Source organism: Eubacterium sp. LMAG:50 (assembly GCF_008680265.1).
Lineage (GTDB): Bacteria > Bacillota > Clostridia > Lachnospirales > Lachnospiraceae > Eubacterium_U > Eubacterium_U album.
Map to the genome: position 1 here is coordinate 208534 of NZ_NALP01000006.1, position 22623 is coordinate 231156.

17 protein-coding genes are annotated in these 22623 nt (G+C 31.6%); 7 read left to right on the forward strand and 10 right to left on the reverse strand.

Annotated elements, in window-relative coordinates; genetic code table 11:
- Positions 1-78 precede the first annotated feature (78 nt).
- On the reverse strand, positions 79-1575 hold the full coding sequence (locus CCC31_RS03800; protein WP_118565143.1) for an NAD(P)H-hydrate dehydratase: 1497 nt from the start codon (positions 1573-1575) through the stop codon (positions 79-81).
- Positions 1576-1588: 13 nt separating this feature from the next.
- The gene (locus tag CCC31_RS03805) at positions 1589-2227 is read right to left on the reverse strand and encodes a redox-sensing transcriptional repressor Rex (RefSeq protein ID WP_022089101.1); all 639 of its coding nucleotides are present in this window, start codon (positions 2225-2227) and stop codon (positions 1589-1591) included.
- 196 nt (positions 2228-2423) lie between these two features.
- Here CCC31_RS03805 and abc-f point away from each other — a divergent pair, with 196 nt between their 5' ends.
- From abc-f to CCC31_RS03820, 3 genes are all read left to right on the forward strand, one after another.
- On the forward strand, positions 2424-4346 hold the full coding sequence (abc-f, locus tag CCC31_RS03810) for a ribosomal protection-like ABC-F family protein (RefSeq protein WP_117910175.1): 1923 nt from the start codon (positions 2424-2426) through the stop codon (positions 4344-4346).
- Positions 4347-4462: 116 nt separating this feature from the next.
- The gene (arcC, locus tag CCC31_RS03815) at positions 4463-5395 is read left to right on the forward strand and encodes a carbamate kinase (protein ID WP_117910174.1); all 933 of its coding nucleotides are present in this window, start codon (positions 4463-4465) and stop codon (positions 5393-5395) included.
- 147 nt (positions 5396-5542) lie between these two features.
- On the forward strand, positions 5543-7744 hold the full coding sequence (locus CCC31_RS03820) for a hypothetical protein (RefSeq protein WP_290849788.1): 2202 nt from the start codon (positions 5543-5545) through the stop codon (positions 7742-7744).
- A gap of 152 nt (positions 7745-7896) precedes the next feature.
- Here CCC31_RS03820 and CCC31_RS03825 read toward each other — a convergent pair whose 3' ends face one another.
- The 4 genes from CCC31_RS03825 to CCC31_RS03840 all read right to left on the reverse strand — a co-directional run bounded on the left by CCC31_RS03825 (position 7897) and on the right by CCC31_RS03840 (position 13339).
- Positions 7897-9627, reverse strand: a complete 1731-nt coding sequence (locus CCC31_RS03825) for an ABC transporter ATP-binding protein (RefSeq protein WP_117910172.1) — start codon at positions 9625-9627, stop codon at positions 7897-7899.
- Between the two features lie 196 nt (positions 9628-9823).
- Positions 9824-10957 carry a PPC domain-containing protein gene (locus CCC31_RS03830; RefSeq protein WP_117910171.1) on the reverse strand — a complete coding sequence of 378 codons (1134 nt, stop codon included), beginning with the start codon at positions 10955-10957 and terminating at the stop codon, positions 9824-9826.
- An 86-nt stretch (positions 10958-11043) separates the two neighbouring features.
- A complete protein-coding gene (locus tag CCC31_RS03835; protein WP_022089095.1) occupies positions 11044-12252 on the reverse strand; it encodes an NADP-dependent isocitrate dehydrogenase in 1209 nt (402 codons plus the stop codon).
- Between the two features lie 181 nt (positions 12253-12433).
- Complete coding sequence (locus tag CCC31_RS03840) at positions 12434-13339, reverse strand: S8 family peptidase (protein ID WP_117910170.1); 906 nt, start codon at positions 13337-13339, stop codon at positions 12434-12436.
- Positions 13340-13506: 167 nt separating this feature from the next.
- Between CCC31_RS03840 and CCC31_RS03845 the strand changes: the two genes are divergently transcribed.
- The 4 genes from CCC31_RS03845 to CCC31_RS03860 all read left to right on the forward strand — a co-directional run bounded on the left by CCC31_RS03845 (position 13507) and on the right by CCC31_RS03860 (position 15498).
- Positions 13507-13734, forward strand: a complete 228-nt coding sequence (locus tag CCC31_RS03845) for a hypothetical protein (protein WP_022089093.1) — start codon at positions 13507-13509, stop codon at positions 13732-13734.
- A gap of 137 nt (positions 13735-13871) precedes the next feature.
- Positions 13872-14261, forward strand: a complete 390-nt coding sequence (locus CCC31_RS03850; RefSeq protein WP_290849794.1) for a hypothetical protein — start codon at positions 13872-13874, stop codon at positions 14259-14261.
- Positions 14262-14370: 109 nt separating this feature from the next.
- Positions 14371-14661: a hypothetical protein gene (locus tag CCC31_RS03855; protein WP_022089091.1), complete on the forward strand. Its 291-nt coding sequence runs from the start codon at positions 14371-14373 to the stop codon at positions 14659-14661.
- Between the two features lie 276 nt (positions 14662-14937).
- Positions 14938-15498 carry a SprT family zinc-dependent metalloprotease gene (locus CCC31_RS03860; RefSeq protein WP_290849797.1) on the forward strand — a complete coding sequence of 187 codons (561 nt, stop codon included), beginning with the start codon at positions 14938-14940 and terminating at the stop codon, positions 15496-15498.
- 98 nt (positions 15499-15596) lie between these two features.
- On the opposite strand, the gene leuS is transcribed toward CCC31_RS03860, so the two are convergent.
- From leuS to CCC31_RS03880, 4 genes are all read right to left on the reverse strand, one after another.
- A complete protein-coding gene (gene leuS, locus CCC31_RS03865; protein WP_290849799.1) occupies positions 15597-18011 on the reverse strand; it encodes a leucine--tRNA ligase in 2415 nt (804 codons plus the stop codon).
- A gap of 51 nt (positions 18012-18062) precedes the next feature.
- Positions 18063-19451 (reverse strand): L,D-transpeptidase, encoded by a 1389-nt coding sequence (locus CCC31_RS03870; protein ID WP_290849801.1) that lies wholly within the window; start codon positions 19449-19451, stop codon positions 18063-18065.
- A gap of 109 nt (positions 19452-19560) precedes the next feature.
- The gene (gene deoC / locus CCC31_RS03875) at positions 19561-20223 is read right to left on the reverse strand and encodes a deoxyribose-phosphate aldolase (RefSeq protein WP_022089087.1); all 663 of its coding nucleotides are present in this window, start codon (positions 20221-20223) and stop codon (positions 19561-19563) included.
- 279 nt (positions 20224-20502) lie between these two features.
- Positions 20503-22593, reverse strand: coding sequence for an elongation factor G (locus CCC31_RS03880; protein WP_290849803.1), 2091 nt, complete (start codon positions 22591-22593; stop codon positions 20503-20505).
- Between the last annotated feature and the right edge of the window lie 30 nt (positions 22594-22623).

Consider the following 22623-nt stretch of genomic DNA (forward strand, 5'->3'; position numbering starts at 1 on the left):
TTACTATATTACAATTTCAAATTATCTCTATTATGTACAGTTTTAAATGAAACTTTATCATTATTGTGTCACAATTATTTACTGAGGCATAATATTTTTTATTTCCTCAATTATATCTGTAGCCATTATAGACGCTTTAGGCATCTTTGTTGCTACCAAATCTCCGGCAATTCCATGAATGTATGGTGCAAGCGTTGTAGCGTTTTCTACATTGCACCCAATAGCCAACAATCCTGCAACAATTCCAGTAAGCACATCTCCCGAGCCTGCAGTCGCCATGCCACTGTTTCCTGTCATATTTATGTATATATCATCTTGCGTAACAGCAACGCTTCTTGCATCTTTTAGAATTCCATTTGCATTGTACATATAATTAATATTGAAAGCACTTTTTACAAGATTGTCCTTTATTTCATCTATCGTTTTATTTTCAAATCTGGCCATTTCGCCTAAATGCGGTGTCAATATTACATTCTTATGAAGCATTTTTTTTAGTTTAACATTTTGTGAAATAACATTAATTCCATCTGCATCTATTACCGTGTTCTTTCTGCTTTCAAGAACTGCTTCAACCATATTTTTTTGTATTCCACCTGTTCCAATTCCCGGACCAATTGCAATAACATTTGCCCATTCTATACAGGCATCTAAAGCCTTTTTGTCAAAATCATCTGTATCATATACATTTACCATTGCTTCAGGTAATAGTTTTTGTATTACTTCACGATTTTCCTTTGCAGTAAATATTCTTACCAGTCCGGCTCCTGTCCTAAACGCTGCCTTTGCACATAAAAACGCTGCCCCTGTTATATCTTTATTACCTGCTATAACAAGAAGTTTTCCATATGTACCTTTATTAGAATAATTTGGTCGTTTCGGAATTAGTTTTAAATCATCGCTTGTGTGGTATTTATAAACTGTTTCACACTTCTTATAGGAGACATCCGGAAAACCTATATTATCAAATGATAGTTTTCCACAATAATCTGCTCCCGGATAAAGAACTGCTCCAAGTTTAAGTTCTCCAAAGCATACAGTATAATCAGCTTTAACTGCCACACCCATCACTTTTCCTGTATCTGCGTTCAGGCCTGATGGAATGTCTACAGCATAAACTTTTGCCTTGCTTTGATTTATTGCTTCAATTAACTTTTTGTAATCGCCTTCTACATTTCTTGATAATCCGACTCCAAATATTGAATCAACAATTACATGTTTCTTATCCATTTCATCTCTTGTCAGTCTTGAAGCATCTTTGATTTCAATTCCAACTTTCTGTGCTATCTCAATCTGTGTTTTGAATTCCTGTGTTGCCTTATCTATGTTTCCCATAATATAAATGCAGGTGTTATATCCATCTATGTATAACATCCTGCAAACTGCAACGCCGTCGGCACCATTATTACCAGTTCCGGCAATAGCAATTACCTCACTGTTTTTATCTGTTGTTTCTTCAATTAAATCAGCAACACTCTTTGCTGCTCTTTCCATTAATACTAAACTTGGGATTCCAACTTCATTAATTGTATATTCATCAACCTTTTTCATATCCGTACCAGAAATTATTCTTTCCATAGTACTTCACCTCTTATTTATTTTTATTTGCTTTTTCTGATATTCTATATGTAAGTTTCATTAAGCTTTCTGATAAATGAACATTCTCAACTATTATGTCATCGCTAAATCCTAAATCAGTGTGAGCAAAATTCCAAAATGCCTTCACTCCACATTCGACTAATTTTTCAGCAATATCTGTTGCCGGTCCTTTAGGAAGTGCCAATGCCACAATCTCAATATTTTCATTTTTCACATAATCTATTATAGTAGAAATGTCTCTGATTTCAGTCCCATTCACTGTCTTTTTACCAATTAAATCTTTATTTTTATCAAATAAAGCCGTAATTTCAAAACCTCTGTTTCTAAAATTTCCATAGTTTGCAATTGCCTGTCCAAGATTTCCTGCACCTACAATTATCATCTTATGCGTCACATCAAGTCCTAATAATTTTCCGATTTCATCATACAGATATTTAACATTATATCCGTACCCCTGTTGTCCAAACCCACCAAAATTATTCAAATCCTGTCGTATCTGAGAGGCCGTAACATTCATCATGTCACTTAATTCTTTAGACGAAACTCTTTCGACATCCTGCTGTATTAATTCATCTAAATATCTATAGTATCTTGGCAATCTTGTGATTACCGCCTTGGATATTTTTCTCATTTCCGTTCTCCTTCGTTATTTAACCACTTCAATTATATGTTTTAGGGCAAACATTGTCAAATATTTATCATTCTTTTTGACACTGTTCTTTTACAGTATTTCATTGATTGTTTTAGCTTTTCGTTTTATAATCTTACGTGATATCAGCCTATTTTTGCTGATTATATAAAAACACTACAAACACAGGAGGATTCCTATGATTTTATCATGCAATCATATAAGCAAGGCTTATGGTGAAGAAGTTATTCTTGACGATTGCAGTTTTTTTGTAAATGACCATGAAAAAGCTGCCATTGTAGGCAATAATGGAGCCGGAAAGTCTACTATATTAAAAATAATAATGAATGAACTTTCATCCGATTCAGGGGATGTAATTATCGGAAAGGATAAGTCTGTTGGTTATCTTGCCCAATATCAGAATTTAGATACAGATAATTCTATATATGAAGAAGTACGTTCCGTAAAACAAAATATTATAGATATGGAAAATAAATTAAGGGAATATGAATCCTTAATGGCAAATGGATGCGACAACTATGATGATATAGTTAACAGTTACACAAATCTACATCATCAGTTTGAATTGTTAAACGGATACGCATACAAAAGTGAAGTTGATGGTACTCTTCGTGGACTTGGTTTTGAAGACAGTGATTTTAATAAAAAAATTTCAACTTTATCCGGAGGTCAAAAAACCCGTGTTGCACTATGTAAACTTTTAATTCAAAAACCGGATATTATTTTATTGGATGAACCTACAAACCATCTTGATTTAAATTCTATCAAATGGCTGGAAACTTATTTGTCTAACTATAACGGAGCTGTTGTAATCGTTGCCCACGACCGTTATTTCTTAGATAAGATTGTAACTAAGATTGTTGAAATAGAAAATACACACTGCCATGTTTACGATGGCAACTATTCAGCTTACGCTGTTAAAAAGAAAGAACTTAGAGAAGCAGCAATTAAACTCTATATCAAACAACAGGCTGAAATAAAGCATCAGGAAGAAGTCATTGCCAAGCTTCGCTCATATAAACAGGAAAAGTTTTATAAGCGTGCTGAAAGTCGTGAAAAAGCTTTAAGTAAAATGGAAGTAATCGATAATCCTGATACATATGAAAATGCCATGACTCTTAGACTTGAACCAAACTGTACGAGTGGCAATGATGTTTTAAGTGTTTCAAATTTAGCAAAGTCATTTGATAACAAATCATTATTTTCCGATATTTCTTTTGAAATTAAGAGAGGTGAACGTGTTGCTCTTATCGGTGATAACGGAACCGGAAAAACTACAATTTTAAAAATTATAAACGGACTAATTGCTGCAGATAGCGGCTCTTTTACTCTCGGAACAAATGTTAATATCGGATATTATGATCAGGAACATCATACATTAAATGATTCAAATACTTTGTTTGATGAAGTGAGCGATTCTTATCCTAATCTTACAAACACAAAAATCAGAAATGTGTTAGCCGCTTTTATGTTTACAGGTGATGATGTATTTAAACGCGTAGGAGATTTAAGTGGTGGAGAAAAAGGTCGTCTTTCTTTAGCAAAATTAATGCTTTCAGAAGCTAATTTCATTATATTAGATGAACCTACTAACCATCTTGATATGGTTTCAAAAGAAATTCTTGAAAACGCATTAAACAATTATACCGGCACAATTTTTTATGTATCTCATGACAGATATTTTATTAATCAAACTGCCACACGTATCATTGAATTAACAAATAAAGCAATTGTAAATTATATTGGAAATTATGACTATTACGAAGAAAAGAAGGACGAACTTACAGCAATATATGCTCCAAAAGAAGAGCAAACTTCTTCTAATACTCCTTCTGCTTCTACTAATAAGCAAAATTATTTAGAAAGGAAAGCCGAACAGGCAAGGATTAGGAAGTTGAAAAATGATATTTTAAAAGTTGAAGAAAAGATAAAAGCTAATGAAGAGCGTTTAAATGAATTAGATGAACTTTTAGCTGACCCTGAAATTGCTAAAAACTCAGCTAAATTAAACGAAATCAGTAAAGAACAGGATAAAATTAGCGAAACTCTCGACGAGCTAATGGTCCAATGGGAAGAATTATCCGATTTACTTGACGAATAAACGGTTTATTTATTGTATTTTTCCTTATTATAAGTTAAAATATTTATAAGATTTTGGTCTCAACGGACCTCAAATTACATCAGGTTTTATCCTGATATCAGTAAAGGAGACTACTTATGGCTAACAAAAAAATTGTAGTTGCTTTAGGAAGAAATGCTTTTAGTGAATCATTTCCTAAACAACAGGAACGTGTAAAACTTGCTGCAAAAGCTATTGCAGATTTGGTAGAAGAAAAATATGATGTTGTTATTACTCACAGTAATGGTCCTCAGGTCGGAATGATTCAGACTGCAATGACTGAATTTTCAAGACTTGACCCTGACAGAACTGTTGCACCTATGTCAATCTGTAGTGCAATGAGTCAGGGATATATTGGATTCGATTTACAGAATGCAATTCGTTCAGAGTTACTTTCAAGAGGATTATATAAACCTGTAAGTACTATTATTACTCAGGTAAGAGTTGATCCTTTTGACAGAGCATTTAACGCTCCTTCTAAAGTTATCGGACGTCTTATGACTAAGGAAGAAGCTGAAAATGAGAAGAAAAAAGGTAACTACGTTGAATACGAAGAAGGCGATGAAGGCTACAGAAGAATCATTGCAAGTCCTAAGCCAATTGATATTTATGAAATTGATGCAATCAAGGCTTTAGTTGATGCTCATCAGTTAGTTATCGCAGCAGGTGGCGGTGGAATTCCTGTTCTTGAACAGCGTACAGGATTAAAAGGTGCCAGTGCTGTTATTGAAAAAGATTATACAGCAGCTAAACTTGCAGACATGTTAGATGCTGATGCTCTTATGATTCTTACATCAAGTGATAATCTTACAATTGATGTAGACGGAGAAGTTAAAGAACTCGGTACTTTAACTACAAAAGAAGCTGAAGAATTAATTGATAAAGGATACTTTGATCCTATTACTTCTCTTCCTAAGATTGATGCATCTCTCAATTTCGTATTAGCAAAGAAGGGAAGAAAGGCTATCATTTCTAACCTTGCTAAAGCTAAAGATGCAATCAGAGGAAAAATTGGCACTGTAATTGAATAACAGTCAATTTAATTAACAAATGTTTACTATATGCTCTCTACAAAATATACAATGTGTATTTTAGTAGCGGGCATATTATTTATTCAAAAATAATGTATACATACAGAAATCATCTTTTTATTATTTCTGTATATAAAAGGGGTATTTATGCACGATATTTTACAATATGAAGAAAAGCTAATTAAAACCAGATTAGAACTAAATGATTTAATTGAAAAGTATTCTAACAATAAAGAAAACATAGACAAAGCTATAATCGAAAATAAAATTGAATACTTAACAAAAGAATTAGACTATCTTAACAACCAGTTAAATCTTTTAAAATTATCTGTTGAGAATGAAACCGAAAATAATAATACATATTCTGCGGACAAACCTCCGGTTAATCCACAACCTTATTATTCTGCCGGGCACAGTTCTGCACCACAGCCTTATTATTCTAAGGGGCAGGTTCATCCTTATTCACCTGTCACTTCTACTACAGGCACTAGCATTGACAATGGTGTTAGAAAAAATTCAACTAAAAATTTCAATAATTTTGAATTACTCATGGGCAAATCTTTAATGGGAATTTTTGCCTCTGTATTAATTTTTATCAGTTTAATTTTATTTGCCACTTTAGTATTGCCAATGTTATCTGATACTGCAAAAATTTTAATTTTATATATTTTCAGTTTTGCACTTATGATAGCCGGAATTTTTCTTCTAAAAAAAGATTCACATAACAAGCTTTATATTTCAATTAGTGGATGTGGCACAGGGGCAATATTCATTTCATTGTTGCTGAGTAACATGTATTTTAAAATTATTAACGAAATAACATTATATTTATTTATATTTGTATGGGCATTATTTGTTTGTGTATTATCTAAAACAAAATCATATATTTTTGCAATTATTGGTCAGGCAGGTATTACAATTTCCATTTTATTTGGCACTTATTTTTGTCACGCTTCAGGCGATTGGAACAAATTGCTTTTTCTCTCTGCATTTTTTGTAGTAACAGAATCAATATTTTATTACACTAATATTCAAGATGAATATCACAAAAATTCAATTTGCAATATATTCAATATAATATGCTTATTCACTTTTAATGCTACAATGCCTGACTATAAACTTTATGCAGGAAATAGCACAGTGATTATTTTGTCTTACTGCATCCTACTACTTTTTATATCCTCTATTATTATTACCGGGTTTGTTAAAATGAAAGTAGATAACAATTTTTCTGCTGTATTCAGTATTACAAATATGTTTTATTATATTGCTTTAACGACCTTATATTGTTTTAGTTTCAATGAATTCTTTAATATAGCCATTGCGCTCTTAATTCTTATTGGAATTGAATTAAAATTTAAAGACAAAAACAAATTTGATATTATACTTCTTCAAACTGCTATGATGCTTGTTCCGATAATTAGTATGGTACAAATTGCTTTTGATAACAGCGGGAATTTTATTTATAATTATTTTTATTTATCAATATTTATTATCCCATTTGCTGTATACGGTTATTTTTACAAGCAATATATATATAAGATATTCAGTATTGTATATTTTATATTTTTCGTACTAAACAGTTCTACTAATAATGTTTCAAGATTACTCATTAGCATTTCACTTTTATGTCTATTTTCATTCTTAATGAAATATACAAAAGATTATAGTAATAAAATAAAAATATTATTATACTGTATGTTCATCTTTATTACGATAAATGATTTTAGCAATATAATTGCTCCTTTATTTTCTACACATATAGCTAAGGATTTTACAAGCTTTATTATTATATGTTTAGTTAATATTGTGGCAAAGTTCACGCCATTCTCTAAAAACTGGATATCAGGAAAGAATGAAAAAAGTACAAATATTACAACTGATATTGTAAATTTATTTTTAATGATTTGTGGATTACGTTTTATTATCAAACTAAATAGTCCTGCATTACATATCATTGCCATACTAGTGACTCTAGTACTATTTTTGATAAATTCACAGAATTATTTAAAGAAAGAAAAAATTACTTTTGGTATATATGTTGGAATTAAATTCACTATTCTAATGGTTATAATTTTAAATTCATTCAATTCACCAAATTACTTAATTAGCATTTTTGCCTTTTTGTTTGCAATATTATGTATTGTGTTAGGATTTTGTTTTTCTTTCAAATCGCTTCGTATTTACGGGCTTGTACTTTCTTTAGTAAGCATTGCAAAACTAATTTTATTAGATATTACATATGATAACACTATCGGACATGCTTTAAGCTTTTTTGTCTGTGGAATATTATGTTTTGTAATTAGTACAATTTATAATATAGTAGACAAAAAAATAAATAAGCAATAGGTCCTTTATATAAAAATCAGGATGGTTTAAACCCACCCTGATTTTTTTGTTTATGGACTTTAGTCTGTCCGAAAACAATCACGCAGCGTATGATTGTTTTCGGACTATAAACCACCTGCTATGCGGATGGCGGCATTTGTATTTATTTTCTACTAATTATTTACATTATATAAATCATAATATATTCCATGTTTATTTATAAGTTCATCATGTGTTCCCTGCTCTTCTATTCCATTTTCAGTAAGAACAAGAATCTTTTCTGCATTTCTGATTGTTGTTAGTCTATGTGCAATAACTAATGTTGTTCTGTTTTTTGCAAGCTTTTCTAAAGATTCCTGAACTACTTTTTCACTTTCATTATCAAGAGCTGATGTTGCTTCATCAAAAATCAAAATAGGCGGATTTTTAAGAAATACTCTTGCAATTGATAATCGCTGTTTTTGTCCACCTGACAATTTAATTCCTCTTTGCCCTATATCAGTTTCATATCCATTTGGAAGTGACATAATAAATTCATGGGCATTTGCATTTTTTGCAGCCTCAATAACTTCTTCTTTCGTTGCATTTTTCTTTCCGTAACGTATATTGTCATACACTGTTCCCGCAAACAAATACACATCCTGTTGCACAATTCCAATATTATTTCTAAGATTCTCTAATTTTATTTTTCTAATATCAGTATCATCAATTGTAATTTCGCCTTTTGTAACATCGTAAAATCTCGGTATTAAATTACACAAAGTAGTTTTTCCGGCACCTGATGAACCAACCAAAGCTACATACTGTCCTTGTGGGATTTCCAAATTAATATGCTTTAATACTCTATGTGCTGTGTCATTATACTTAAATGAAACGTCATTAAATTTAATATTTCCTTTTACATCATTTAATTCAATTGCATCAGCATTATCTTTAATATCCGGTTCAATTTCCAATATTTCCAAAAATCTTTCAAAACCTGAATACCCATTTTGAAACTGTTCAGTAAAATCAATCAGAGTCTTAATTGGATCCGTAAATATATTTATATAAAGTAAAAATGTAATCATGTCTGTTACATTTACAATTTCTCTTGTTATACAAAATCCACCTACGATTATTACAATCAGATTAATCATTGTAGTAAATGCAGTTAATCCCGAATTGTAACCACCCATATATTTGTAATTATCTTTTTTAGCTTCTAAAAATTCCTGATTTCCAATTTGGAATTTTTCATTTTCAAGTTCTTCATTTGCAAATGATTTAACAACACGTATTCCTGATAAATTATCTTCAATTTTTTCATTGATTGCTGCTATTTTTACTCTGTTTTTCTTAAATGCTTTTTTCATTTTTTTATTAAAAAAGTAAGCATAACAAATCATAAACGGTACCAGAATAAATGCTGCAATTGTAAGTTGTGGACTGATTGTACAAAGAATAATAAGAGCCCCTATTATTTTTATAAAAGAAATTGTCAAATTTTCCGGTCCGTGATGAAGTAACTCTGTTATGTCAAATAAATCTGATGTTACCCTTGACATAAGCTGTCCTACCTTCTGGTCATCATAAAATGAAAAAGATAATTTCTGATAATGTGCAAATATTTCTGCTCTCATGTCATATTCAATTTTTGCTCCCATAACATGTCCATAATTTGAAATATAAAAATTAGAATATGCCTGTATTGCAATTAATATTGTTACAACTACTGCTATAACTATAAGTTGTCTAAAAACATCTTTAGCCGGTAAATATACTACTGTTGAAGTCACATATCTAACTACTAACGGAATTACAAGCGCTATAATTGATGCTAAAAATGCGAAAAACATATCTATAAAGAATACATGTTTATACGGTTTGTAATACTGAAATAATTTCTTTAAATTTTCTTTCATTTTTTACACACTATCCTTTCTTTTTTTCTGATTTGTTCCTAATACCAATACACTAATATTTTATTAGTCTATTGGCATTGGGAATAAATATTTATTATAACGCATAAAAACACTTGACCCACATTATGAGCCAAGTGCTATAATTTTATGCTTTAATTTTAATAATAAAAATTGTCTATTCCATATTCAAATAAATTTATTTCCACTTTATAGAATAAACTCCATTGCTGTTTGCATTTGCTTTTTCAATCTTAATATAGTATGTTCCGGCATTAGCTTTTCCGTAAGTTGTACTATATGTAAGTTTTAAATCTCTCTTGTATCCATAATATGATGTGCTATCAATCTTTTTACCTTTTTTATTGTAAATAGTGAATTTAAGATTATTTTCTACGTTACCATCAAGAGTTATTGTAACAGGTTTCTTTTTCTTTACTGTAAATTTATACCAATTTGCTTTCTTATCTCCTGCTGTAACAATACCCTTTACTGTTTTTCCTTTTTTTATCTTTACTGCTTTAGCTCTCTTAGCTCCGCTTTTAGCCTTAACAGCTGTTTCCTTTAAAGAAAAGCTCTGTTCTTTACCATATGATGTTCCATTAGAAGTAACCTCAAATTTATAAGTTTTACCCTTCTTTACTGCAAAAGATGCCTGACTGTCACTTGTCAAATCAGATACCCATTTTTTTTCACATACAGTCTTACCTGAATCAACAAATGTTACATAACTGCCCATAGAATAAGGAAGTGTTACTGTAACTTTTCCTGTCTTTGTAGCTGTATAATTAAAAACATACTTATCTTCGCCTGAGTTTCTATAATATGTAATTGTCTCACCATCCTTGATTACTTTTGCATCAAGTGTATAGAATCCTGTCTGTACTGTGAATGTATTTGTATAAACATCTTCACCGTTATAGCAATATGAATCAAATTTTATGTAATATGTTCCCGCATTTGAAAATGAAACATAATCTTCAACTGTTGTTGAACCAACCTTCAAATCTGTTAAATATTCCATTCTGTTAGTGCATGCTGCATCAGAATATACTTCAATATTAATATCCTTTAATACACTTGTAGCTGTTGTTACAACTTTTAAGCTTCCCGCTTTAGTAACATTTACAGGTACAACAACACCCTGATAATACTTTCCATTAATAAAATTGCTATTATTATAGCTAAATGTCTGTGGAGCTGTCATTGCTTCTGTGCCATAATAAAATTCTGTCGGTGTAATTGCATCAGCCGCAAACGCTGTTGTAATCATTCCTACAGCCATAATAGTTGTAGCTGCAAGTAAAGTAATCATTTTCCCTAATTTTCTCATTATATTTTCTCCTTAAATAAATTTTTTATATTCAAAATATAAAATGTTCATCTTATATTTTAAATCGTTAATTACATACGTCAAAATTAAAGTAATGCTTCTAAGTGTCTTCTTATTGCTAAAATGAAATCCTGTGTATTTAATTTCTTTTTATTCTCTAATGTAGAAATAATATATAAATCTCCTGTCATTTCTCCATCTTCAATTGTATCAATACATGCCTTTTCAAGCTTATCAGCAAATTCCATTAATTCAGGGATATTATCTAACTCACCACGTTTTCTTAAAGCACCTGACCATGCAAAAATAGTTGCAATTGGGTTTGTTGAAGTTTCTTCACCCTTTAAGTGCTTATAATAATGTCTCTGAACTGTACCATGAGCAGCTTCATATTCATAGTAACCATTTGGTGAAGCAAGTACTGATGTCATCATTGATAATGAACCGAATGCTGTTGCAACCATATCTGACATAACGTCGCCATCATAGTTCTTACAAGCCCAAATATATCCGCCCTCTGAACGCATAACTCTTGCTACTGCATCATCGATTAATGTATAGAAATACTCAATTCCTGCTTCTTCAAATTTTTCTTTATATTCTGCTTCATAAATATCAGCAAAAATATCCTTGAATGTATGGTCATACTTCTTAGAAATAGTATCTTTTGTTGCAAACCATAAGTCCTGCTTTGTATCTAATGCAAAATTGAAGCAGCTTCTTGCAAAACTTTCAATTGAATCGTTAAGGTTATGCATACCCTGTACAATTCCTGCACCCTTAAATTCATGAATTAATTCTCTTGTTTCTTCTCCTGCTTCATTTGTGTATACAATTTCAGCCTTTCCAGGTCCCGGAATCTTCATTTCGCTTCCCTTATATACATCACCATATGCATGTCTTGCTATTGTAATTGGCTTTGTCCAATTCTTAACGTATGGCTCAATTCCTTTAACAATAATTGGAGCTCTAAATACTGTTCCATCAAGAATTGCACGAATTGTTCCATTTGGGCTCTTCCACATTTCTTTTAAATTATATTCTGTCATTCTTGCTGCATTAGGTGTGATTGTTGCACACTTAACAGCTACCCCATACTTCTTTGTAGCTTCTGCTGAATCAAATGTAACCTGGTCATTTGTTTCATTTCTGTACTCAAGGCCTAAATCATAGTACTCTGTCTTTAACTCTACGAAAGGTTCTAATAACTCATCCTTGATTAATTTCCAAAGAATTCTTGTCATTTCATCTCCATCCATTTCAACTAATGGAGTTGTCATCTTAATTTTTGCCATCTTACTTCCTCCTAGAAATATACTCATGTTAAATTATACTTCATTGAACCATCTTTGTAAACTAAACATTTTAACACTTTACACTTTTAAAGACTTGATTTAAAAATCTATAACCGGCAAAATATTTGATGCGTATTATAGTTTAATCATCATAAATATATAAAAGCAAATATAACAATCATCATTTAACACCCAATAATTCTACAGGATTTATAACTCCTGCGCCCTGAATATTAGCCGGCAAATTAACATCCTTGCATGATTCTATCATCTTTCTTTTCACATCTATATTTTTTAATTCAGGATATTTAGATAGCAACAATGCAACACATCCTGTAACAACAGGTGTTGCCATCGATGTTCCACTTTTTACTGTATATTTTTTCAATTTATAATTATTGTTGCAGCTTACAATATTATTACCATAAGCTATCAAATCAGGCTTTTGAATACATTCACATGTTGGACCTCTTCCAGAATAATTCGATGTGTATCTCCCATTTACATTTACTTTTTTCCCATCCTCTACTACACCAACAGTAATAATTTTTTTACTCACACCGGGCACAGTTATACTGCCTATATCAGGACCATTATTACCTGCAGCTGCAACCACAACTAATCCTAACTGCCATAGTATTTCTACATATTTAATCAAACGCATTTCTGAGCAATTATTATGAATTGTTCCAAAAGATATATTTACTATTTTTATATTATATTTTTCATAATTATCTATTATCCATTTAATACCATCTATAACTTTATCTTCAATACCTATTCCCTTTGCATTAAGAACTTTTAGAACAACTAACTGAGAACCCTTTGCAATTCCATTTATATTCATTCTTCCATAGAATCTGTCTTTAGATTCTCCGGCTATTATCCCTGCAACGTGAGTTCCATGTCCATTATCGTCATAACATTTTTCCCTATTCCCAACAAAATCCTTAAATAATATAATTTTTTCCTTCAAATCAGGATGTTCTGCCATTCCTGTATCAAGTATAGCTACAACAATATCCTGCCCGATAATTCCCTTTTCTTCTATACAATCTATTTTCAATAATTTTCTAACTGTATTCATTTCAACTTTCCAATAAAAATATGATATGTAATAAGCAGGCATATAAAAGTTCTTATGTTGTCTATACTTTAATATATGTTTTTTTCTTTTAAAGTTTATTTTTTTGTAAACAATTTTAAGTTCATTACATATTATTTAGTGTAAACAATATTTTAGGGGAAACAAATATGAGTGATTTAGCAGCAACAAACTGCGGATGTGGATGCGGTTGTGAAGGAGGAAACAATACTTTATTTTTAATTCTTATCCTTTTATTCTGCTGTGGTGGAAATAACGGATGCGGTTGTGGAGGAAACGATGGCTGTGGTTGCCAGAGCATTCTTTGGATTTTAGTACTTCTTTGTGCATGCGGAAATAATAACGGTGGCTTCTTTGGAAATGGTTGCGGCTGTTAATTGATTCGAAAGATTATTATCAATATGATTTAGAATGTCTTTTGAAAAATGCACTTGCCACTAATTTTTTAGAAGATACAAATCTGTTTTTATTACTAATGGCATTAAGCATTTAAATTAAAAAGGAGGTCAGCCTTATGGATAATGCAAATATGAAGCAAACGTTATTTGACAGCATGCTTACTAACAGAAATCTGCAGATTCTAAAGGCTGTTCTCCCATACATAGATTATGATACGGGCAAATCTCTTGGAATATATATAAAATTTCAGGAATTAAAAAATTCATTTTCTATTAACCCCGGTTCATACATGATTAAAGATAAAAACGGAAATTATAAAGCCATGAATTGTGACAAGCCTCTTGATTTTTCTACTTTATATCTCATTGTAAAAGATTATCTTACAACTGATGAACAGGAAATGTTTGAAACATTTATCGGTATGATGGATATGTTTTCAATGGATAACGAGGCAAAAGAATCTATGTTTGGTGAATATATGGATATGTTTAAAGAAATGTTTTAACTTAAAATTTATCTGCTTTCATAATACATTTTATAAATTTTTAGCGTATAGTAATGCAGATTAAAAATTATTATGTGCTGCATTTATTGTAGCAGAATGGAGATTTTATATGAGCAATAACGAATGGATGAATGATCCTGTTTTATCAGGTATTTCTAATGAAAAATTAAAGATTCTTACAGACATTGTTGAGAACACAGGTGAAATGGATGCAAAGCAAATGATTCCTTATTTCATAAAAGCATCTAATGAAGCGACAAAGCAAGGTGCCTCTTTTACAAATGAAGAAACTGATGCAATTCTTAATGTTTTAAAGCAAAAAATGACACCAAAAGAACAACAAAGAATTGAAATGGTTAAACGCCTTACAAAACTAATGAGTAAAAATAAGAAAAGCTGATTTTTCCTGATAATTTGATAGAATTTTAAATTGCAAGATAGCTTCTTGATTTTACTCATTTTAATAAGTATATTTATTACATATATATATTTATTAGATTATGTATAAATTGTATTAGATTGTGTAAAAAATGTATTAGATATGGACAGTTTGAATACTGTAATCTGCGTGTAAATTAAATTAAATATGGATGTTTTAAATACTATAACTTGCATGTAATTCAAATTATTTACATACACTATCTATGCTTTTGACGATATGAAAGGTACCTTAAAGATGAGCGAATATCCTATTAAAATAATTAAAAGTAAAAGAAAAACTATGTGTTTAGAAATAAAACATGACGGAACGCTTATTGTAAGAGTTCCGTTTTTCATGAGAAATGATGATGTATTAAAATTTGTTAACAGTAAACAGGATTGGATTAATTCCCATTTAAGCAAAATAAAAAACAATCAGGCTGATTTAGAAAATAATTATTTGACAAAAGATGAAATAAACAATTTAATATCTACTGCTTCCGATTATATTCCAACACGTGTTTCTTATTTTGCAAAAATAATGGGTGTTTCCTATAACCGTATTTCAATTAGAACACAGAAAACGAGATGGGGAAGTTGCAGCAACAAAGGCAATCTTAATTTTAATGCTCTACTTATGCTTACTTCTAAAGACATAATTGATTATGTTGTTATTCATGAACTAAGTCATAGAATTGAAATGAACCATTCTCCCCGTTTTTGGTCTATTGTTGAAAATGTATTACCAAATTACAGAATTCAAAGAAAATGGCTAAAGGAAAATGGATACAAACTGATTAGCAGAATCCCAAGATAAAAATGACGCAGATAACATTACCTGCGTCATTTTATATTTCCCGAAATATAAATTCTATTTTATTTCAAGAAATTATTTTATTGTGTTTTTTGTCCCAATTATTTCATTACTATGTTAATGATTCGTCCCGGAACATAAATTTCTTTTACAACGTTTCCTGTAAGCTTGTCTGCTATTGCTTCTTTTCCTGCTAAAATAGCATCATCTTTTGAAACATCAGCCGGAAGTTCTACGACTGCTTTTGTTTTACCATTTATCTGTACAGGAACTTTAATTGTATCTTCTACCATCTTGCTCTCATCATATTCAGGCCATTTTTCAAATGCAATTGTATCCGCATGACCTAATATCTGCCAGATTTCTTCACCAACATGAGGGCAAATACATGAGAACATCTTGATAAAGTTTTCAGCATATTCTCTTGGACATTTTCCTGCTTTGTAAACTTCGTTAACAAATGTCATCATCTGAGCAATAGCTGTATTATATCCTAATTCTTCAAAGTCATTTGTAACTTTCTTAACTGTCTGATGATAAATCTTTGTTAATGTATTATCGTTTTCATCTACGATTTTCTCTTCATCAGTAAAGAATGCCCATACTCTCTTAATAAAACGATAAGCTCCCTGTACTGCATCAGAATTCCATGGCTTTGAAACTTCAATTGGTCCCATGAACATTTCATATAATCTTAATGTGTCAGCACCATATTCCTCTACAATATCACTTGGATTTACAACAAATTCAGGGAATCTTTTACCCATCTTAATACCATTTTCGCCAAGAATCATTCCCTGATGAACTAACTTCTTAAACGGTTCTTTTACAGGTGAAAGACCCTGGTCATATAAAAATCTGTTCCAAATACGTGAATACATTAAATGACCTACAGCATGTTCAGGACCACCTACATATAAATCTACAGGCATCCAGTGTTTTAACAATTCCTGATTTGCAAATTCTTTATCATTATCAGGGTCAATATATCTCATATAATACCATGAAGATCCTGCTGAACCGGGCATTGTTGCTGTTTCACGCACACCCTTAATTCCATTTTTATCATACTGCTTCCATTCAACAGCATTTTCAAGAGGAGCTTTACCATTCTTTCCTTTATAATCATCCAATGGTGGAAGAATTAATGGAAGTTCTTCGTCAGGAAGGAAATAAATTTCTCCATCTTCTTTATATACACAAGGAACAGGTTCTCCCCAGTATCTTTGTCTTGCAAAAATCCATTCACGGAAGTGATAATTTACTGTTTCCTTTGCAACTCCCATGTCTACTAATTTCTTTGTAATTGCAACTTTTGCTTCTTCAACTGTAAGGCCTGTAAATTCTTCAGAATTAATAAGCTTGCAACCTTTTCCAAGATAATCCTGTTTTTCAAATGCATGCTCAGATACATCTGCACCTTCAATTACCTGAATCATATCGATGTTATGTGCTATCGCATATTCAAAGTCTCTCTGGTCATGACTTGGAACTGCCATAACAGCTCCTGTACCATAACTTGCAAGTACGAAATCACCAATAAATAAAGGCACTTTCTTACCATTTACAGGATTGATACAATAAATGCCTTCAAGTCTGCAACCTGATTTTGTTTTATTTAATTCTGTACGGTCAAAATCATTCTTCTTAGCTGTTTCAGCAATATATGCCTCAACTTCTTCCTTGTTCTCCACTCTGTCCATAAGACTCTTAACAATTTCACCATCCGGTGCTAATACCATAAATGTGATACCATATATTGTCTCAATACATGTTGTAAAAATAGAGAATTTTCCTCCGTCTACGATTTCAAATTCAACTTCTACACCTGTGCTCTTACCAATCCAGTTTCTCTGCATATCTTTTGTTGATTCAGGCCAGTCAATTTCTTCTAAGCCTTCCAAAAGTTTTTCTGCAAATGCAGGCTGGTCGATTACCCACTGTTTCATATTCTTTCTAACAACAGGATATCCTCCACGTTCTGATTTTCCATCAATTACTTCGTCATTTGAAAGAACTGTTCCTAATTCTTCACACCAGTTTACAGGCATATCAATATGTTTTGCATATCCTGCTTCATATAATTTTTTAAATATCCACTGTGTCCATTTATAAAACTTAGGATCAGATGTTGCAATCATCTTAGACCAATCATAATCAAATCCTAACTCTCTTAACTGTTTTGAGAATGTTGCAATATTCTTCTGTGTAAATTCTGCAGGATGATTACCTGTAGTTACCGCATACTGTTCTGCAGGAAGTCCAAATGAGTCATATCCCATTGGATGAAGTACATTGTATCCCTGCATTCTTTTCATACGTGACATAATATCTGTAGCTGTATAGCCTTCCGGATGTCCTGCATGAAGTCCTACACCTGATGGGTATGGGAACATATCAAGAGCATAATATTTTGGCTTGCTAAAATCCCAGACATCCGTTTTAAATGTCTCATTTTCCTGCCAATATTTCTGCCATTTTTTTTCAACTGTCTTATGATTATAAGCTGTAGACATAATTATTTTTCCTCCTAGATTATAGATTATAATTTATAATCATTTTATTATTTACTCAGCTAAATTTGCTGTTGTTTGCATATCACTTGTCTGAGAAGTAGTTTCCTTAGAATTCTGTGTTGTTGTTTCCTCAGACTTTTTCTTTGTCGTTGTTTCTTCTTTACTCTTCTTTGTAGTAGTTTCTTCTTTTTTATGCTTAGTCGATTCAGGTACTTTTGGTTTCTTATTTAATTTAGTTTCCTTAATAACTAATTCAACTGTTGCTTCACAGTTTCCAATATTACCTGATTCATCAGTAGCAATTACTTTAACGGAATTATCTCCAATTTCTAATTGATCTTTAGGAAAAGCCACTGCTTTAATTGTAACTCCACTTTCATCACAACTTGCTTTTGACTTAACTAAATCTTCTATTGCTTTTTTTACTTTATCTTTCTGATAATCTTTTATGCTTGCACTCTTAACTTCATATTTAAATTTATATGTTGATAATGTTACCTTAGGACAGGTCGTATCAATTACTTTAAATACAACTGTCTGAGAAAATTTTTCTCCGGCTTTATTTTTATATGTAAATTTAACTTTATTTTTTCCAAGCGTGCCTGAATCTATTTTATTGTATTTTAATTTCGATGTAACCTCCTGTCCGTTAGCATTAATTGCAATTATATTTTCAAGGTATTTTACATCTGTACCTTTTTCAACATATACAACCTTATCACCAACAGCAATTGTACTGTTAGCAAGCTTTAAATAAGGATTAGCTTCATCAGTGTCAGTAGGATCCCACCCACATTTTTTATATGTTTCAGTCTTTGCAAGCGGTTCCATAGGTAATACATCCTTCTTTGAACCTTTTACAATTTTAACTTTAGTTCCTGTTCCACAGTTATCATATATCCATTTTGCATCTCTTGCAGTAAGCAAAATACATGAACCTGCTTTTTGCTTTTCTCCTAAACTGTTATATGATTTTTTATTTAAAGTCCAACTATATTTTTCACTATAATTAACTGACTGAATCCAACTGTTTTCAGAAATCTGTGAGTTATATTTATGCCATGATTTATTAATATCAAGCCAAGTGTATTTTTTCTGAACCTTACCCTTGCCTTCATTTATTCCATCTCCAACGGAACACTGAAAGACATAGGTAGGAACCTCATTATTATCCTTGTCTGTCTCGTATACAATGAGAGCATTCTTTTTTATATTGACCACAAGATTATATTTACCTGTCCCACTATTCTGCTCTTCATCCTGTGTTTCTTCTTTACTGTCAATTCCTTTTCCTTGTGTACTTGCAGTTCCTCTTAACTGTAATCTATGCTGAACATACATCAGGCCGCCAAAAATAATAGCTGCAACAATAATAACCTCTATTAATGTTGTAATTATATTTTTTAAATTTTTAGCTTTTGAATTATCTTTTCTACTCACAAAATCATTCCTTCCCATAATTTCACGCATACTGTTATATTATACAACAAATGGTTATTTTTGCAATAGAATATAGACGTCGCTCATAAGCCCTGATATATGATATTCCCTACTGATTTTCTTCTTTTTCTTTAGCTATTTTTACAATTCTGCTTGTTCCAAGTCTGTCTGCTCCTAATTCAATAAATTTTTCTGCATCTTCTAAGCTACTGATTCCACCTGCGGCTTTAATTTTAGTATTGTTGAATACATTGTCAGCAAATAATTTTACCGAATGGAAAGTTGCCCCTTCTGTGGAAAATCCTGTTGATGTCTTTATATAATCTGCTTTTGAAAGAGAAACTATTTCTGACATTTTTTCTATTTCTTTATCTGTTAAAAGACAGGTTTCAATAATAACTTTAAGTAATTTTCCATTACATGAATCTTTTACTTTGTTAATCTCATTAAATATTTCTCCCCATTTTTCCTCTTTTACCCATCCAATATTTATAACCATATCAATTTCACTAGCACCATCTTTAACGGCACTTTGTGCTTCATAGCATTTTACTTCTGTAGTATTATATCCATTTGGGAAACCAATTACCGTACATATTGCAATTTTTCCATCAACATATTCTGCAGCCTGTTTTACAAAGCTAGGAGGTATGCATACTGAAGCTGTATTGTATTTAATGCCCTCATCACATATATTTTTTATCTGATTCCATGTCGCCTCCGGTCTTAATAACGTATGATCAACTTTTGATAATATTTCTTTAATATCCATCTCATTCTCTCCTTTATAATTTATTTTTCTTTATTTAACAACTAATCGTTAGAAACGTTAAACTAAATGAGTCGTGTTCACTTTATTTTCTTTTACAATATAATATTGAGTTTTTGATGCCTACGGATTGTTCTGTGCTACGCGCTCTCACAATCCTACCACAATATTAAACTATAGGATTATTTGCTTAAGCAAATAACCCTATAGTCACTTACATTTAACATATCATTTAGTTTTTATAATTTCAAACATAATACTTTACACAAGAATCATGCAAAATTATTTATTATTAGCCTCACTTCTTTCACGCACTTCTTTTTCCTGTACATCAACCGGTGCCTGCTCGTATCTGGACAATACATATTCAAATTCACCAAGTCCACCTGTTATTGCTCTAAGGCTTGTTGAATATCCATACAAATCAGACATAGGAATTTCTGCTTCTATAATTTGAATATTATTTTTATCAGGAGTCATTCCAACAACTCTTCCATGTCTCTTATTTAAATCTCCCATTACATCTCCTGTAAATTTATCAGGTATTGTAACTGTAAGTAATGCCATTGGCTGTAGTAATACAGGCATCGCTTCCATAAATCCTTTCTTAAATGCAATCATGGTTGCTGCTTTAAATGCAACTTCTGACGAATCTACAGGATGATACGAACCATCAATTAATGTTGCCTTAATTCCAACAACAGGATATCCTGCAAGCGGTCCCTTTAAAACGCTTTCCTGTATTCCTTTTTCGACCGCAGGAAAATAATTTTTAGGAACTGAACCACCAAATATCTTTTCTTCAAATACATATGGTCTTGATAAATCTCCTGATGGCTCAAATTCAATTACTACATCGCCATACTGTCCATGTCCGCCTGACTGTTTTTTATGTTTGCCCTGAGCCTGAACTTTCTTTTTAATTGTTTCTCTAAATGCAAATTTTGGTTTTAACAATTCAATTTCTACTTTATATTTTTCCTTTAATTTACTTGCTACAACATCTAACTGCTGATCTCCTATACCATAAAGTAAAAGTTGTCTGTTTTCTTCGTCACTTACTGTCTTAAGTGTCAAATCTTCTATACACAACTTAACCAATGCCTGTGCTAATTTATCTTCTTCACCTTTCTTTACTGCCTTATATCGTTTATATGTATATGGTTTAGACATTGTAGTCGGGTGATAAACTACCGGCCATTCCTTTGTTGCTAAAGTATCGCCTGTTCTGGTGCCTGTAAGCTTGCCTACCGCTCCTATATCTCCTGCGTGTAATTCGGTTATTTCAGAAATATTTTTGCCACATATAGTATAAAGTTTTCCTAATTTTTCCTCGATTCCTTTTGACGGATTATAAACTGTAGTTGATGCCTTAAGTATACCTGTTCTTACCTTTACTAATGAATATTTACCGACAAACGGATCCATTATTGTTTTAAATACATATGCCGTTACAGGTTTAGTTTCATCAAAATCAGCTATTACATCCTCACCTGTATCCTGATTTTTTCCTTTCTTAAATACCTCTGCCTTATCAGGTGATGGGAAATATTTTTCGCATGTCTGTAAAAGCATATTTACACCTTTACAGTTAATACCTGCTCCTATTTGTACAGGAACTATGTCACAACTTATTACACTTTTTCTAAGTGCTTTTGATATTTCTTCATTTGAAAATTCTTCCCCACTAAAATATTTATCCATAAGTTCTTCGTCTGACTCCGCCACAGCCTCCATAAGCTGTTCTCTACATGGAATCAAATCACTTTCAAGATTATCCGGTATATCTCTTTCCACATATTCGCCATTATCACCTACAAATTTTCGTCCACCCATTTTAACAACATTTACATATCCTGTTAAAATGCCATCTTCAATTATTGGCAAATGAAACGGAGCAATCTGTTTACCAAATGTTTCCTTTAATTGCTTTACGGTTTCCATATATTTAGCATTAGGATCATCCATTCCTGTAATAAAAAATATTCTTGGAATTTTTCTTCGTTCACATATTTCCCATGCCTTTATCGTTCCTACTTCTAATCCTGCTTTGCCATTTACTACTATTACAGCTGCATCTGCCACACTCATGGCATCCTCTGTCTGTCCGACAAAATCAAAATAACCCGGAGCATCCAATATATTAATCTTTAATCCGTTCCATTCTATTGGAATAACTGCCGCATTAATAGAAAACTTACGCTTAATTTCTTCTGAGTCATAATCGCTTATAGTGTTTCCATTATCGACACTGCCCATTCTGGTTATCACTCCTGTTGCGTACGCCATTGCTTCTGCTAATGTAGTTTTACCTGCGCCTCCGTGTCCTAAAAAAACTACATTTCTAACCTGAGATGTTTTATACACATTCATAGCTGTACCCTCCTAATATTATTATGTATT

Excerpts from the sequence above, each read along its gene's own strand:
- CCC31_RS03855 (WP_022089091.1), top strand. The coding sequence starts at position 14,371 with ATGAGCAATAACGAATGGATGAATGATCCTGTTTTATCAGGTATTTCT.
- CCC31_RS03820 (WP_290849788.1), top strand. The coding sequence starts at position 5,543 with ATGCACGATATTTTACAATATGAAGAAAAGCTAATTAAAACCAGATTA.
- CCC31_RS03880 (WP_290849803.1), bottom strand. The coding sequence starts at position 22,593 with ATGAATGTGTATAAAACATCTCAGGTTAGAAATGTAGTTTTTTTAGGA.
- CCC31_RS03835 (WP_022089095.1), bottom strand. The coding sequence starts at position 12,252 with ATGGCAAAAATTAAGATGACAACTCCATTAGTTGAAATGGATGGAGAT.
- CCC31_RS03805 (WP_022089101.1), bottom strand. The coding sequence starts at position 2,227 with ATGAGAAAAATATCCAAGGCGGTAATCACAAGATTGCCAAGATACTAT.
- CCC31_RS03825 (WP_117910172.1), bottom strand. The coding sequence starts at position 9,627 with ATGAAAGAAAATTTAAAGAAATTATTTCAGTATTACAAACCGTATAAA.
- arcC (WP_117910174.1), top strand. The coding sequence starts at position 4,463 with ATGGCTAACAAAAAAATTGTAGTTGCTTTAGGAAGAAATGCTTTTAGT.
- CCC31_RS03860 (WP_290849797.1), top strand. The coding sequence starts at position 14,938 with ATGAGCGAATATCCTATTAAAATAATTAAAAGTAAAAGAAAAACTATG.
- CCC31_RS03850 (WP_290849794.1), top strand. The coding sequence starts at position 13,872 with ATGGATAATGCAAATATGAAGCAAACGTTATTTGACAGCATGCTTACT.
- abc-f (WP_117910175.1), top strand. The coding sequence starts at position 2,424 with ATGATTTTATCATGCAATCATATAAGCAAGGCTTATGGTGAAGAAGTT.
- CCC31_RS03845 (WP_022089093.1), top strand. The coding sequence starts at position 13,507 with ATGAGTGATTTAGCAGCAACAAACTGCGGATGTGGATGCGGTTGTGAA.
- CCC31_RS03840 (WP_117910170.1), bottom strand. The coding sequence starts at position 13,339 with ATGAATACAGTTAGAAAATTATTGAAAATAGATTGTATAGAAGAAAAG.
- deoC (WP_022089087.1), bottom strand. The coding sequence starts at position 20,223 with ATGGATATTAAAGAAATATTATCAAAAGTTGATCATACGTTATTAAGA.
- CCC31_RS03800 (WP_118565143.1), bottom strand. The coding sequence starts at position 1,575 with ATGGAAAGAATAATTTCTGGTACGGATATGAAAAAGGTTGATGAATAT.
- CCC31_RS03830 (WP_117910171.1), bottom strand. The coding sequence starts at position 10,957 with ATGAGAAAATTAGGGAAAATGATTACTTTACTTGCAGCTACAACTATT.
- leuS (WP_290849799.1), bottom strand. The coding sequence starts at position 18,011 with ATGTCTACAGCTTATAATCATAAGACAGTTGAAAAAAAATGGCAGAAA.